Consider the following 15161-nt stretch of genomic DNA (forward strand, 5'->3'; position numbering starts at 1 on the left):
CTCAAACGTGGTTGATCCACGGATGTCGGATACGGTTTCAAATATGGTTGATCTCTGGGGCGAAGGAATTCCCAATTGGGTTGTGGCGGGGACGTCGTTTTTCACACTGCTAGCGGCGGTGGCAGCTGGCTATTTTGCGAGTCGTGCTGCGCACTACACAAAGGAACAAGCGGCGGCGTCTCACGAGCAGGTCCGGATCGGTGACGAAGCGCTAAAGATTGCTCAAGAGGACGCCTTGGCCGCGCAGGACGCCTCCCTCCGACAACGGCGGGAGGCCGAACAAGCCTACCGAAACTTCGCCGAGTCCCGGCTCGATGCTCTCGCGCCGGTCGTCCTGGCCTCGGCTACCCCATATGACACCACGACGGCTGGGGGGCACGCGACCAAACTTTGGTTGGAAGTCCACAGGTTGGAAGAACCTAACACGGCGGCGGGATACGACCGGTGGTCGGATTGGAAACCCGTCACCGCCACCTTCTATGAGTCCGCTGAATCCGGCGTCGTGTTTCAGACCCAACTAGTCATTCGCTTCAATAACGTTTCTGACAAAGTTGCGAGGATTGATGTAATCGATCCGGGAAACGGCGAGCTGGAAGATCCGAGTTCTGGCGCGCGTCTTATTTTGATGCCGCATGAAACCAAGTCATTTGTCTGGACCAAGCGCTGGGGTCTGCCCATGTTGGCTACGGAAGATGACCTCAACGACCCCAAGAACTGGCTGTTCAATTTGGAATTCTGGGTACGTGATCTGGGGATGAATGTCCGGGACACGCACAAGTTCAACGGCGACCTGAGACTCTTCGAACGTGATGGATCACGGCTCATGGTCAAGGCCAAACCACTTGTTGCTTGGCCTGAGAATGTTGATATTGCCACACCGATGCCCGGACGGGTCTACGAACGTCTGGTGGCCGAGGACCTCCAAGCCACGCAATGATCATGACCGCAAAGGCGTGGTGGGCATCGGGGAACGACCTGTAATCTTCGATCCATCAACTACCGGGGGGGAAATCAATGGAGTACAAGCCTTCGGCCGGGATATTTGTGGGAGGCATTTGCCTTCTTATCGGTGGCCCACTGGTGGGTTTTATTAGAACGACATTCGGGACGTGGGCTGCCGCTAGAGGCGGCGCCGACGGGAACCTAACAGGCATCCTTATCGGCGTGGTGGTTTTCGGTGCGCTGCTCGGGATCATCGGCATCTTCATGCTCGTAGCTGCTGCATACCGTGCCTTGGTCAAGATTGATGCCTTACCGGTGAACGTTCGGTCCCCGCGTAGGGAGAATTGGCCGGCTGACTAAGGCATTCAAGCACGGTCCCAGCGGGCCGTTCTGCGGCCGGTCACTGCCCGTTTAGCTATGACCATAGCCGCCCATCCTTGGCCGGTCGTCTGGCCCGTCGCTGTCCGCCGTCTGTGGGCATGAGAAAGCGCCTGACCTCCCGGCCGCGTTTACTACTCGGATACTCGTGCTTCGGCCCGCTGCAACAAGATGTGTGGGCTGACGGCCAGCGTTTCAGCCACCTTGAAGAACGTCGGCAACGGCATACTACGATGGCCCTTTATATAGCGGTTCAGTGTCGCCGGTTCTATGCCAATACCCCTGGCGAGGTCGGCCTGGTCCATATCGCGTTCGGTAAGCTCCACTCGAATCTGTTTCGAAAGCGACGACTCAAGGCGTTCCGCGTATGTTTCCATGGCCCAAACGTATTGCATCTGGCACTTCAGGGACGACGGGCGGCTGGCATGGAAGAACCCCTGACAGCCGCCGGAGCCATGTTGGTCGAAGCCCCCAAGATTTCTGCGGACTCCGTGCGGACCGGACTCGCGTAGCGTGGTCCAGTCCGCACTCAAAAAGCCCGCAAAGATGCGGAACTTTGGCTAGAGCCGGGTGTCGAAGGAATCGCAGAAGACGTTCTCGTTGAACGTTCCCTGGAATTCAGACCTCCCCATGATCTTTTCGATGGTCGCCCGAATGGCCTCGGGCGACCCTGCGTGGGCGTGGATGGCCGTCTTCACCATCGGCACGTCAATCAGGTGGTTGGGCTGGTTGAGCGAGACGAACACGGTGGGCACCTCGGTGACATACCACGGGATCTCCGCGGCCATCGGGGTGGACCACTTGATCCGGATGGCAGCCTCCTGGGCGAAACCCTTCACATTGGCGAACACAAAGGCGGCGTCGTACTTGTCCGCGTAGTCGCCGGTGGCCTCCTCCGAGATGACGGACATGAAGTTCACGCCCGTCTCCCCTGCCGCCTCGCGCTGGTCCGCGGTCTTGAACAGGTGCACCTCGAAGCCGGCGTTTTCCAGCTCCGCCTTGACGGTGTCCAGGTAAGCCAGCGGGTCGGCCCGGGTGAAGTCCGCGCCGCCGGAGATGCCGTACAGGCGGATCCGCTTGTGCGTCTCCGGCGTGATGGGCAGGTTGTGCGCGGTGTCCTTGACCAGGGTGACGGTCTTGTCCGCGATCCCGGCCGCGATGGCGCGGTGCGCGTCGCTGCCGATCACGGCGAGTGCTTCGGCCGGCGGGACGAGCTCGCCAACGTGCTTCCGGTGCAGGCCCAGCGACGCTTTGAGGGCCAGGATCCGGCGCAGCGCATCATGCAGCCGCTGTTCGCTGATGACGCCGGACTTGTAGCCGTCCAGCATGTACTGGAAGTCCTCGGCAGGGTTGCGGAAGAACAGGAACATGTCGCAGCCGGCCGCGATGGTGGCCGGCACCAGGTCCTTGCGTTTCATAGCCTGGGTGAGGCCGATCATCTGCGAGGCGTCGGTGAGGATCAGCCCGTTGAAGCCGAGCTCGCCGCGGAGCAGGTCCTGGAGCAGTTCCGGCGCCAGCGTTGCCGGCAGGATGTCCTTGTCCGCCAGGCCGGGCCGGAAATGCCGGGACAGTTCCGGCGCCCCGATGTGGCCGATCATGATGGACTGCACGCCGTGGCCGATCATTTCCCGGTACACGTGCCCGTAGCTCCGGTTCCACTCCTCGTAGCCGAGGGTGTTGTAGGAGGTGACCACGTGCTGGTCGCGTTCGTCCACGCCGTCGCCCGGGAAGTGCTTCATGGCGCAGGCGGTGGGCGACTCGCTGATGCCGTCGAAGTACTCCTTGGCGCGCTCCACCACGATCTCCGGTGTGTTGCCGAAGGCCCGGGTGGAGATCACCGTGTTCCGCCAGTTGTAGTGGATGTCCACGATCGGCGCGAACGCCCAGTTACAGCCCAGCGCCGCGGTTTCCACGCCGGCAACCTGCCCCATCTGCCGGGCGATGGACTTGTCCGGATGCGAGCCGGCCTGCAGGTGCGTGGACACAAACGTGCCGTCGTCGCAGCTTCCGGCTCCCCCCATTTCCGGGTTCGAGGCCACCAGCAGCGGGATGCGGGTCCTGGACTGTGCGTAACGGATGTGTTCCTGCACGGCGGCGGAAGGGCCGGGCCGGTAGCGCATGCCGCCCACGTGGTAGTTCTCCAGCACACCGTCGAGGTACTCCGGGGAGTAGTCGTTGTTGTGGTTGATGAACAGCTGTCCGATCTTTTCCTCGAGGCTCATGCCTGCGATGGTGGAATCCACCCACGCCACGGCGTCGTCGTCGAGGTTGAACGGCGCGGCCTGAAGGTCGACGTCGAACTGGCGCGGCTGGGTGCCCGCGTCACCGGCGCTGTTTCCGGGGACGTTCACGACGGCGGCAGCATTCAAGAGGGCAAGGCCCTCGAGCGCTTCGGTCACCACCTGCTGCACCGGAGCGGCGATGTCCACCACGATGCCGGCTTCATCGGCGTCGAGCGGTTCCAGTGTTGCGAGCTGCGAATCAAGGAGGGCGGGCGGCATGAAGTGGCCCGAGCGCCCTTCGGTCCGTGCCCTCAGCACCTCTTTGCTGCCGTGCAGGTGCAGGAACACGGTGTCCGGCGCCTGTTCGCGGATGGCGTCGCGGTAGCTGCGGCGGAGGGCCGAGCAGGCGAGCACCAGGCCGCCGTTTCCGGCGGCTGCGAGCTCGGCGCCGACCGTGGCCAGCCAGGGCCACCGGTCCTCATCCGTCAGCGGCGTGCCGGCAGCCATCTTGGCGACGTTCTCCACGGGGTGGAGGGAATCGCCGTCGAGGAACGGTACGCCGAGTTCGCGGGCCACGAGGTCGCCGATGGTGGTCTTGCCGCAGCCGGAAACGCCCATGACGATGATGCGGTGTTTGCTGTTCACTGCCGGTGCCTCACCAGTCATGGACGGTGCCGTCAACGAGACGGTTGTAGGGCAGGTAGGCCTGCTGGTACGGGAATGCGGCTGCGGCTTCCTCGTTGAATTCGACACCGATGCCCGGCTTGTCGCCCGGGTGCAGGTAGCCGTCCACGAAGGTCATGGACTGTTCGAAGACCTCGTTGGTCTTGTCCGAGTGCTGCATGTATTCCTGGATGCCGTAGTTGTGGATGGCCAGGCCCACGTGCAGCTGCGCTGCGAAGCCCACCGGGGAGATGTCGGTGGGGCCGTGGAAGCCGGACTTGATCTGGTACTGCGCGGCGAAGTCCATGACCTTCTTCAGCGGGGAAATGCCGCCGAAGTGGGTTGAGGCCGCCCGGACGTAGTCGATCAGCTGTTCCTTGATGATGGTCTGGTAGTCGTACACGGTGTTGAAGATTTCACCGATGGCCAGCGGGGTGGTGGTGTGCTGGCGGACCAGGCGCAGGGCTTCCTGGTTTTCGGCCGGGGTGCAGTCCTCGAGCCAGAACAGGTCATAAGGCTCCAGGGCCTTGCCCAGCTTGGCGGCCTGGATCGGGGTCATGCGGTGGTGGCCGTCATGCAGCAGCGGCAGTTCAGGGCCGAATTCGTTGCGGACGGCTTCGAACACGGTGGGCAGGTGGCGCAGGTAGGCGCGGGTGTCCCAGTCCTCTTCCACGGGGAACGCGCCGCGGCCGGCGGGCTCGTAGTCGTAACGCTCGCCGGAGGCCTGGGCCTGGGCGGCCACGCCGTAGACGGCCTTGATGCCGGGGACGGCGGTCTGGATGCGGACGGACTTGTAGCCCAGCTCAAGGTGCTCGCGGACGGAGTCGAACAGGGACGGGATGTCCGCACCGGAGGCGTGTCCGTAAGCGCGCAGGCCGTTGCGGGAAGCGCCGCCGAGGAGCTGGTAGACCGGCATGCCGGCCATCTTGCCCTTGATGTCCCACAGCGCCATGTCCACGGCGGCAATCGCGGCCATGGTCACCGGACCGCGGCGCCAGTAGGAGCTGCGGTACAGGAACTGCCAGGTGTCCTCGATCCGGTGCGGGTCCTTGCCGATCAGCAGCTGCGCAACGTGTTCCTTAAGGTACGCGGCCACTGCGAGCTCGCGGCCGTTCAGGGTGGCGTCACCGATGCCGGTTACGCCGTCCTCCGTGGTGATCCGGAGGGTTACGAAGTTGCGGGACGGGCTTGTCACGAAGACTTCCGCGGCAATGATTTTCACAGCTTTTCCTTTCAAGCGGGGCTGAGGCGGGGAGTAGTGGGGGAACTTAGTTGGTGGTGGAAGAGAGAGGTTTGGCGGCGCCGTCGCTGGTGGCGCCTGCAGTGCCGGCGCCGTCGCTGGTGGCGCCTGCAGTGCCGGCACCTGCAGTGTCGGCGCCTTCTCCGCCTGCGTGGCGGGCCCGGATCTCGGTCAGGATCTCGGCGTGCATGGCATCGGTGAGTTTGTACTTGGACATGACCAGCACTGCCAGGATGGTCAGCACGGCAGGGAGGGCCCCCGCGGCGATCTGGATTCCGAAGATGGCCTCGGCAGTCTGTGCTCCGCCGGACTTGTAGCCGCCCAGCGCCAGGGCGTAGGCGGCGAGCGCACCGCCCACGGCCTGGCCGGTCTTGCGGGTGAAGGAGAACAGCGCGTAGGTGATGCCCTCGGTGCGGACACCGGTCTTCCATTCGCCGTATTCCACGGTGTCGGCTTCCAGCGCCCACACCACGATGTTGACGGCGAGGACGCCTACGAGGCTGATCAGCAGGCCGCTGAAACCGATCCAGACCTGGCTGGCGGGCGTGAAGAAGATGATGATTCCGCCCACCACCGTGACCAGCGACGAGTAGATGTACACGCGCTTCTTGCCGATGGTCCGGACCAGCCTGGGCATGAAGCCGGCCAGCACGAGGGTGAGGACGAGCTGCGTGATGGACAGCACCGGGTACAGGTCCAGCCGTCCCAGGACGTCGCGCAGGTAGTACAGCTGCACCGAGGTCAGTGCGAGGTAGCCGGACAGGAAGAAGAAGGAGCTCAGGCAGAGCATCAGGAGCGGTTTGTTGCCCTTGAGGGTGTCCACGCTCTGCTTCAGCGTGACGTTGGGGACGGCGCGGTGGACCCGTTCCTTGGCGGTCAGGACCGTGAAGAAATAGAGGGCCGCGCCGATGACCACGAACACCAGGGTGATGGTGGTGAAGGTGCCCTGCAGGTCGGCTCCCGGCTTGATCAGCGGTGCCACGAAGATGCCCAGGCCGGAGCCCACCAGCAGTGCGCCGATCAGGCGGGCGGAGCCGAGTTTGGCCCGCTCCCCCGGGTCCTGCGTCATGGCGCCGGCCAGCGAGCCGTACGGAATGTTGACCAGGCTGTACGCCAGCCCGAGGGCCGCGTAGGTGACGTAGGCGTAGAGCAGGGTGCCGGATTCGCCCAGCTGCGGCACGGAGAACGTTGCCACGCTCAGCAGGAGCAGCGGGATGGAGCCGAACATGATGAAGGGGCGGAACTTGCCGAAGCGCTTGCTGAACGCCCGGTCCACTACCCGGCCGGCAAAGACGTCGGCGAAGGCGTCAAAAATCCTCACGGCCAGCAGCAGGGTGCCCGCCGCGGCGGCGGAAATGCCGGCCACGTCCGTGTAGTACACCAGCAGGAACATGGTGGCGGTGGTGAAGGCGAGGTTGTTGGCTGCGTCCCCGGCGCCGTAGCCGATGATGCTTAGCTTGCTGAGTTTGCTGGGCTTATTCATGCTTGGGCTCCTTTACCCGTGCCTGCTCCGTGGAGCCGGCGGAAAATGGTCACGTGCTAGGGGGTGGCAGTGCTGCCGTTCTTCGTGCCGGCCAGTGCGGTCCACCGCTGGCGCAGGGCGAAAGCGGCCGGTTTGGGCCGGCGGTCGCGGGTGAAGACGCCCTTCTTGTTGCCGTCCACGCGCATGATGCCGTTGGACGTCTGGAAGTCGGCGAAATTCCACACCTGCTCGCCGGCCATGGCGTCCACGCGGTCGAAGACCCGGTGGTACATGGCCAGGAAGGCGGCCTGGTATTCCTCGCTCCAGGGCTGCTCGTAAATGGAGTGGAAGCCGGGCATGGTGTCCGGCCCGTACTCGGTCATGATCATGGGCTTGCCGTATTTCGCTTCCCATTCGCGCAGTTCCTTTTCCAGGACCTGCTCCGCTGTTTCGAGGTCCCCGTTGTTCAGGTACCAGCCGTAGTAGCGGTTGAGCATGATGACGTCGAAGAGGTCTCCGAGGAGTTCCTTGTCCGGGGTGTCGAACATGACGTTGACGTAGCCGACAGGGCGGGTGGGGTCCAGTTCGCGGGTGAGTTCCGCCAGCGGCTGGAAGTATTCGCGGGCCCCTTCCTCGGAGCCGTTGGGTTCATTGGCGATGGACCAGAGGACCACCGAGGGGTGGTTCTTGTCCCGGGCCACGAGCTCGGTGATCGCCTGCCGGTGGTTGGCCGCGGTGTTGGCGTCCACGCCGCCGTCCTCGTAGGTCTTCTTCGCGATGCCGCCGAACACTGCACCGAAGCCGAGGTGGAGCCCCACCGCTGCCGTTTCGTCGATGACCACAATGCCGTGCCGGTCGGCGAACTCCATGACTTCCTCGGCGTACGGGTAGTGCGAGGTCCGGAAGGAATTGGCGCCCACCCAGTCCAGGAGCTGGAAGTCATTGACCATCTGGGCGTTGCTGTGGCCCTTGCCGACCGTGACGTGGTCCTCGTGCATGCCGAAGCCGGTGAAGTAGAACGGCTCGCCGTTAATGAGGAATTCCTTGCCGCGCACCTCCACTGTCCGGACCCCGACCGGCAGTGTGTAGCTGTCCAGCAGGCGTCCGCCGTCGCGGACCCGGACGGTGAGGCTGTAAAGGTAGGCTGCGCCGGGCCGCCAGAGTACGACGTCGTTGATCACCAGTGCGCCGGTGGCGCCGTCCGCGGCGGCCACTTCGACGCCGTCGGCATCGTTGAGCGTGACGGTCACCGTTTCGGTGCCGCTGCCGCCTGCGGTGGCGACGGTGTAGTCCACCGTGCCGGTGGCGCCGTCAAAGCCGGTGACCACGGTGATGTCGTCCACGGTGACGGCCGGGGTGCTGTACAGCCAGACGCTGCGGTGCAGGCCGGCGTAGTTGTAGAAATCGTGCAGGTAGGACTGCTGCCGGCGGCCGTCTTCGGTGACGGTGATGCTGCCGGGCGGGATGGTGGCCTGGGTGAGTTCGTTGTTGACCGAGATGGTGAGGCGGAACGCCTTGCCCGGGGTGACGTGGTCCGTGATGTCCACGCTGAAAGGCATGTAGCCGCCCGTGTGCTGCGCCACGAGGATTTCATCCACCCACACCATGCCTTCGTGCGTGGCCGAGTCGAGTCGCACGTGGATGCGCTCCCCCGCCCAGCCGCGCGGGACGCGGACTTCGCGTTGGTACCAGACGTAGCCCACGTGGTCACGGATGGCCTTGTCCGGGAAGACGTCGTTGTAGCTGGCGGGGACGCCCATTTCGAGTCCGGTGTCCAGGGGTGCCCTGAACCATTCCTCCCGGTGGCCGGCGCGGTCGAAGTCAACCTTGAACGCGTAGAGGCCGTCAAGGTTGACCAATTCGCGCGTTTCGCTGGATTGGGGCTTCAGCATCTGGGGGTTCCTATCGCGTCTTTGCGGGCTGTGCCGGGAGGAGGAATCTGGAGACCGGGGGTGGCGCCGGTTTTGCTCTTGTTGTAATCCTAGTCACTTGGCAATCAAATGGCAAGCGGTTGCCATAAAATCGTTGAAAGTTCATTGAAAACACTGCTGCCCGGCCCCCTCGATGCGGGAGCCGGGCGGCAGCGCGTGTGCGGAGGACGCTAGGGGGAGACAGCCCGCTCCCCGAACGTTCCGCACAGGTCTTCGACCAGGGCCACGACGGCGGCGTCCCCGGCCAGGTTCGGATCCACCAGCGCCAGCAGGGCACGGATCCGGTCCGTACCGCTGAGGTGGTTGGCTTCTGCCACCTGGCTGGCCAGCGGATCCTGGAGCTCCGCCGCGGCAGCGCTGTAGTCCATCCAGGCGGCAATCATCAGCGCGGCAGCCGCACCGGACCTGCCCGCGGCACGTTCGGCCTGCAGCACCGGAACGGCGCGCATCCGCAGCTTGGTGCTGCCGTCCATGGCGATCTGCGCGAGGTGGTGGGCAATCCGGGCATTGCTGAAGCGTGCCAGCAGCGCGCGCCGGTACTCGGGGATCTGCAGGTCTGCGGTCCCCTCCGTGCCGGAAAGGTTCGCCTCGGCCTCGTCCCAGAAGCTTTCAACGGCCCGCAGGCACAGCGGGTCCGCCAGTGCCTGGGCCACGGTGGCGTGGCCGCGGAGCTGGCCCGCGTAGGCCAGGAGCGAGTGCGCGCCGTTCAGGAGCCACAGTTTGCGGTTTTCGTACGGCTCGATGTCTGCCACGAAGACCGCGCCGGCGTCTTCCCACTGCGGGCGTCCGGCGGGGAACTCACCGCTGAGCACCCAGTTGGAGAACGGTTCGGCCACCACGGAGGAATTGTCCCCGTAGCCGCACGCGGCCTGCACGGCGGCGATGTCCGCCTCCGTGGTGCGCGGCGTGATGCGGTCCACCGAGGTGCTGACGAAGCTGACGTTGGCGTCGATCCAGTCGGCGAGGTCCGCGTCCCAGGCCCCTGCCATGCCCACCACTGCATGGTGCGCCACGGTGCCGTTGTTGGAGAGGTTGTCGCAGCAGACCACGGCCAGCGGTCCCGCCGCAGCCGCCCGGCGGGCGGCGAGGGCAAGCACCAGCCGGCCCAGCGGCGTCGCCGGCTGTCCGTCTCCTGAGGCCAGCAGCGCAAGGTCCGCGACGACGTCGTGCGCCTTTCGGTCCAGCTGCCCGTCGGCGCCGAGCCGGTAAGCGGCTTCGGTGATGGTCAGGGTGACGACGGCGGTGGCGGGAGCCGCGAGCAGCTCCGTCAGCCGCTGGACGTCGGCACCGTCCACCGCTTCCACGATGCTGCTGACAACGGTGAACGAGTCACCGGCATCGGCCCGTTCCACCACGGTGTACAGGCCGTCCTGTTCAGCCAGGGCGAGGGCGGCGTCGGGGCGGCGGCCGGTGAAGGCGGCGATCCCCCAGTCCGCGGCGTCGCCCGCCTGGTGGGTGTACCAGGCCTGGTGCGAGCGGTGGAAGGCGCCCAGCCCCAGGTGCACGATGCGCACGGGAGCCTTTGCCGACGGGCGCAGGCGGCGGTTCATCCGGGGAAGTTCCACAGCGGGCTCTGCTTTTCCGGCATCTTCAGGTTGCAGGTCGATGCTCACAGTTTGAAGACCTTCCGGGGAGAGCCGTCCACGATGTCCACGATCAGTTCGTGGGCGCGCTCTTCGCTGACACGGTGCTCGGCCACGAGGCGGGCCAGGAAGGAGGCCTCGATCCGGCGGGAGGCGTCGTGGCGGGCGGGGATGGAGCAGAAGGCGCGGGTGTCGTCGATGAACCCGGACGAGCGGGAGAAGCCGGCGGTCTCGGTGACGGCCGAGCGGAAGCGCAGCATGGCGTCCGGTGCGTCCAGGAACCACCACGGGGCGCCCAGGTAGACGGACGGGTAGAAGCCTGCCAGCGGTGCCAGTTCGCGGGAGAACACGGTCTCGTCCAGGGTGAAGAGCACCAGGTGGAAGTCCTTGGCGGTGCCGAAGTCCTGCAGCAGCGGGCGGATAGCCTCGGTGTAGTTGACGGCGAACGGGATGTCGTGGCCGGTGTCGGCGCCGTAGGCGTTGAAGGTGGGCTCGTGGTGGTTGCGGTAGGAGCCCGGGTGGATGGTCATGACGAGGCCGTCCTCCACGGACATCCGCGCCATCTGGTACATCATGTGGGCTTCGAAATCCTCGCGGTCCTGCGCCGTCGCCTGGCCCGAGCGGGCACGCTCAAACAGCTTCGCCGCATCGCCGGCGTCGAGCTTGAGCGTGGCGGGCGTGCGGACCCCGTGGTCCGCGGACACCGCGCCGTGTTCCACGAAATAACGACGCCGGTTCTCCAGCGCAGTGATGTAGCCGGCATAGCCGCTGGCGCCGTCGCCCGCTGCCGCGATGAGCCGGTCAACATTCGCGGACCACTCGGGGTGCGCGATGTTCAGGTAGGCGTCAGGGCGGAACGTGGGCAGGACCCGTCCGTGGAACGTGGGGTCCTGGGCGATGGCCTTGTGGCTGGCCAGGCTGTCCAGGGGATCGTCCGTGGTGGCCAGGACCTCGATGTTGAAGTCCTTGAACAGCTGGCGGGGGCGGAAGCCGGGCTCCAGCAGCTTGGCGGATATGGCGTCGTAGCTGGCATCGGCGGTCTCGGCGCTGATCTCCTGCGCCAGGCCGAAGACGCTGCTGAACTGGGTGCGGAGCCAGTAGCCGGAAGCGGTTCCTTCAAACAAGGGCCAGGCCTTGCAGAACTCGTGCCAGACGGCGCGGGAGTCCGGCTGGGTGGTGCTGGAGGGCCGGAGCCGGTCCAGGGGGACGCCGCTGGCGTGGATCAGGCGGGTGACGTAGTGGTCCGGGCTGACCAGCAGCGCTGCCGGGTCCGGGAAGGGGGTGTTGTGCTCGATGACTGCGGCGTCAACGTGCCCGTGCGGGGAAATGATGGGGAGGTCCTGGACGCGCTGCAGGAGGTCGCGCGCAATGCTGCGCGTTCCGGGATCCGCGGGCAGGAGCCGGTCTGGGTTGGCGGCAATCGACTGTGACATAGATCAATGGTCCGGCCTGCCTTAGGCCTTTGTCAACCGGTTGCCATTAATTGCCATTAAGTTGCGGGTGGGATGGGGGTCGCGACTCAGCCCGCGGGAAGGAGCCGTCCGCTCGAGCCCCGCAGCACCAGCTCCGTTTCGACCCGCAGGGTGCCCGCCGGCTCCCCCGTACCATGCAGGAGGTCAAGCAGCAGGGTGGTGGCGCCCGAGCCGCACTCCCCCAGCGGCGACCGCACGGTGGTGAGCGGCGGCGTCGTGAAATCCGCGCCGAAGATGTCGTCGAAGCCCACGATGCTGATCTGGTCCGGCACCACCAGGCCCGCGGCCTGGAGTTCCTGCATGAGCCCGATCGCCAGGAGGTCGTTGTACGTCAGCACTGCCGTCGCCCCGCTGGCCCGGACGTCGCGCGCCACCTGCCTGCCGCCGTCGACCGTGGGTTTGCTCGATTCCAGCCGTACGGCTTCAAGCCGGGACCATTCACAGGCGGCCTGCACGCCTTCCCAGCGCCGGGCGGACATCCAGGACTGCGGCGGCCCGGCAACAAAGGCAACCTTGTGGTGGCCGTTGGCGGCCAGGCTGCGCACTGCCTCGCTGATGCCCTTGTTGACGTCGGGCACCACGCACGGAACGCCGTCCACCTCGCGGTTGATGACCACCACGGGCTTGTCCCGGGCCAGGGCGCGGATGTCGTCGTCATCCATGCGCGGGCTGGCCAGGATGAGGCCGTCAACGGTGGCCATCATCCGGCGGGCCGCAGTGAGCTCGGTAACCCCGGACTCGGCGGATTCGGCCAGCACCAGGGTGTAGTCGCGCAGCGTGGCGGTGGTTTGCGCCCCGCGGATGATGTCGAAGAACGTGGGGTTGGTGATGTCCGCGACAATCAGGCCGAACGTGTTGGTGCGGCCGGTGGGCAGGGCGCGGGCGAACGGGTTGACCTGGTAGTTCAGCTCGGCGGCGGCGTCCTCGACGAGTTTCTGCGTCTTGGCGCTGACCCGGCCCGGCTTGCTGAGCGCCCGGGAAACCGTGGACGGATTGACGCCGGCAACCTTGGCAATGTCGTAGATCGTGGCGTTGGATTTTCCGTCGCGGGCGTGCTTTTTGGCCGGACTGGCTGGTGCGGCGGCGTCCGGCGTCTTGGGTTCAGTCACCGCCCCATCCTAACGATGAAACAGCCCAACTAGGTCGCAGCAGGTGTCGATTTGGGCGCCCAAAACGACACCTGCTGCTACCCAGTTGGGCCTGGTGGCAAGGGGCTAGCTGCGCTCGGCGAACTTGCCCTCGTCCGCGATGCGCTTGTTCAGCTCGGCCAGGAACACGTCCTCGTCGAAGTCCAGGCCCACCTCGGTGCCGGTCCAGCTGGAGAGGTGGATGGCGTTGGCCAGGCGGACGCCGTTGATGCCGTCCGAACCCGGGGCCAGGAGCGGCGTGCCGTCCAGGATGTTGGCGGCAAAGTTCTCCAGGACGCCGGAGTGCTGCGCACCCCACGCGGACTCAAACTCGATGACTTCGGTGGTGTAGTACTCCGCCGGGTTCAGCTCGCCCATGAAAAGCTTGCGGACATCGTTCATGTCCATGGCGTCGCTGAGTTCGCGCTCGGGCTTCTTCAGGCGGGTCACGGTGGCGGTCTTGGAATTTTCGACGACGATCTTGCCCTGGTCGCCCAGGATCTCGAAGCGGTCGGTTCCCACGATGTCGTGCGTGGCGGTGACAAAGACGCCCGTGGCGCCGTTGCCGTAGTCCACTACCGCGGTGACTTCATCCTCCACGGCGATGTCACGGCGGAAGCCGTAGGCAACCTTGGAGTAGACCGACTTGGGCACGCCGCAGATCCACTGCCACAGGTCCAGCTGGTGCGGAGCCTGGTTGACCAGTACGCCGCCGCCTTCGCCGCCCCACGTGGCGCGCCATTCGCTGGAGTTGTAGTACCCCTGCGGACGCCACCAGTTGGTGATGATCCAGTTGGTGCGCCGGATGGCGCCGATCTCGCCGTTCTCGACGATTTCCTTCAGCTTCCGGTAGAGCGGGTTGTTGCGCTGGTTGAACATGATGGCGAAGGACAGCTCGGGCTTGCTTGCGGCAAACTCGTTGAGCTCCTTGACCTGCTTCGTGTACACGCCGGCCGGCTTCTCCACGAGGGCGTGTACGTTCCGCTTGAGCGTTTCGATGCCCATTTCCGGGTGCAGGAAGTGCGGCACGCAGGTCACGACGGCGTCCACGTCGCCGCTTTCCAGCATGGCGATGTAGTCGTCGTAGAACGGCGCGTCCGGGTAGGTGGCCGCGGCGAGTTCCTTCTTCGCGGGATCGGTGTCGCAGATGGCGCCGATTTCCATGTTCGGGACCAGTCCGTCCGTGATGAACCTGGCGTAGGCGCCGCCCTGCTGGCCCAGGCCGATGATGCCGAGGCGTACTTTCTTGCTCATGTGCTGATTCTCCGTTGTCAGTGGTGGCGGATCTAGAAAAGGTTCGAGTGGCCCATGGCAGTCAGGTTGTCATAGGAGGTCTGCAGGGCGTCCCAGACGGTGCGCCCGTACAGTTCGTCCTGCTCCACCAGCATGTACCGGGCGCCGGCAGCCTCCGCGGCCGGGATGATGGCGGGGAAGTCCAGGTTGCCTTCGCCCACTTCGGCGAACTGCACCACGTTCCGGAACTCCGCCATGAAGCCCGCGAAGTCGCCGCTTTCCAGCATCCCGAAGGAGGCTTCCGGCAGCTGGCCGATCCTGTAGTCCTTCAGGTGGACCATGGCGGTGCGGCCGGCGTACTTTTCCAAAGTGCGGACCGGGTCCAGCCCGCCGCGCTGCACCCAGTGCACGTCGATTTCCATGCCCATGGCCGGGGAGTTCTCGGCGATGACGTCCAGCATGTACTTGCCGTCGAACTTCGCGAACTCGATGTGGTGGTTGTGGTAGTACAGGCCCAGTCCCTGTTCCTGAAGGCGCTCGGCGTATTCGTTGGCCTGCTTGGCGAAATCCACCACGGCACCGATCGACTTCATGGCCGGGAACGGCAGCATGCCGATACGCAGGAGCCTGCTGTCCAGCCGCTTCGCGTCGTCAACGATCTTGTCAAAATCGTCCTTCAGCGAATCGGCCGGCATGCCTTTGGGGGTTTCCATCGCCACGGACAGTGCCGCAATGTCCATGCCCAGTTCGCTCCGGGAGCGGTCCAGCTCGGCAACGTTCTCCGGGGTCATCGGGATCTGGGAAATCTCGACGGCGTTGTAACCGATCGCGCTGACCTTGCGGAGCGTTTCGAACGCCCCGAGTTCGCTGAAGCTGCCTTTCAGCATCATCGCTTGTACGCCTATTTT

Annotated in this window: 11 protein-coding genes; 1 reads left to right on the forward strand and 10 read right to left on the reverse strand. The window is 65.3% G+C overall.

Going from position 1 to position 15161, the window contains the following annotated elements; genetic code table 11:
- The first annotated feature begins 43 nt into the window (after positions 1-43).
- Entirely contained in the window at positions 44-937 is an 894-nt protein-coding gene (locus RW112_RS06805) for a hypothetical protein (RefSeq protein ID WP_317781032.1), read from the forward strand.
- Positions 938-1454: 517 nt separating this feature from the next.
- On the opposite strand, the gene RW112_RS06810 is transcribed toward RW112_RS06805, so the two are convergent.
- The 10 genes from RW112_RS06810 to RW112_RS06855 form a co-directional block, all read right to left on the reverse strand.
- Complete coding sequence (locus RW112_RS06810) at positions 1455-1697, reverse strand: helix-turn-helix transcriptional regulator (RefSeq protein WP_317781033.1); 243 nt, start codon at positions 1695-1697, stop codon at positions 1455-1457.
- Positions 1698-1880: 183 nt separating this feature from the next.
- Positions 1881-4160 (reverse strand): gluconokinase, GntK/IdnK-type, encoded by a 2280-nt coding sequence (locus tag RW112_RS06815; protein ID WP_411709889.1) that lies wholly within the window; start codon positions 4158-4160, stop codon positions 1881-1883.
- Positions 4161-4197: 37 nt separating this feature from the next.
- Positions 4198-5427, reverse strand: a complete 1230-nt coding sequence (gene manD, locus RW112_RS06820) for a D-mannonate dehydratase ManD (protein WP_305943393.1) — start codon at positions 5425-5427, stop codon at positions 4198-4200.
- 46 nt (positions 5428-5473) lie between these two features.
- Positions 5474-6928, reverse strand: coding sequence for a glucuronide transporter (gene uidB / locus RW112_RS06825; RefSeq protein WP_317781035.1), 1455 nt, complete (start codon positions 6926-6928; stop codon positions 5474-5476).
- 56 nt (positions 6929-6984) lie between these two features.
- Positions 6985-8799, reverse strand: coding sequence for a beta-glucuronidase (gene uidA, locus RW112_RS06830; RefSeq protein WP_305943391.1), 1815 nt, complete (start codon positions 8797-8799; stop codon positions 6985-6987).
- Between the two features lie 209 nt (positions 8800-9008).
- Positions 9009-10388 carry a mannitol dehydrogenase family protein gene (locus tag RW112_RS06835; RefSeq protein ID WP_317781572.1) on the reverse strand — a complete coding sequence of 460 codons (1380 nt, stop codon included), beginning with the start codon at positions 10386-10388 and terminating at the stop codon, positions 9009-9011.
- Positions 10389-10447: 59 nt separating this feature from the next.
- Entirely contained in the window at positions 10448-11854 is a 1407-nt protein-coding gene (uxaC, locus tag RW112_RS06840) for a glucuronate isomerase (RefSeq protein ID WP_317781036.1), read from the reverse strand.
- Positions 11855-11940: 86 nt separating this feature from the next.
- The gene (locus tag RW112_RS06845) at positions 11941-13002 is read right to left on the reverse strand and encodes a LacI family DNA-binding transcriptional regulator (protein WP_317781037.1); all 1062 of its coding nucleotides are present in this window, start codon (positions 13000-13002) and stop codon (positions 11941-11943) included.
- 105 nt (positions 13003-13107) lie between these two features.
- Positions 13108-14274, reverse strand: a complete 1167-nt coding sequence (locus RW112_RS06850) for a Gfo/Idh/MocA family oxidoreductase (protein WP_317781038.1) — start codon at positions 14272-14274, stop codon at positions 13108-13110.
- Positions 14275-14306: 32 nt separating this feature from the next.
- On the reverse strand, positions 14307-15143 hold the full coding sequence (locus RW112_RS06855; protein ID WP_317781039.1) for a sugar phosphate isomerase/epimerase: 837 nt from the start codon (positions 15141-15143) through the stop codon (positions 14307-14309).
- Positions 15144-15161 lie beyond the last annotated feature (18 nt).

Source organism: Arthrobacter sp. B10-11 (assembly GCF_033142195.1).
In the GTDB taxonomy this organism is placed as follows: domain Bacteria; phylum Actinomycetota; class Actinomycetes; order Actinomycetales; family Micrococcaceae; genus Arthrobacter; species Arthrobacter oryzae_C.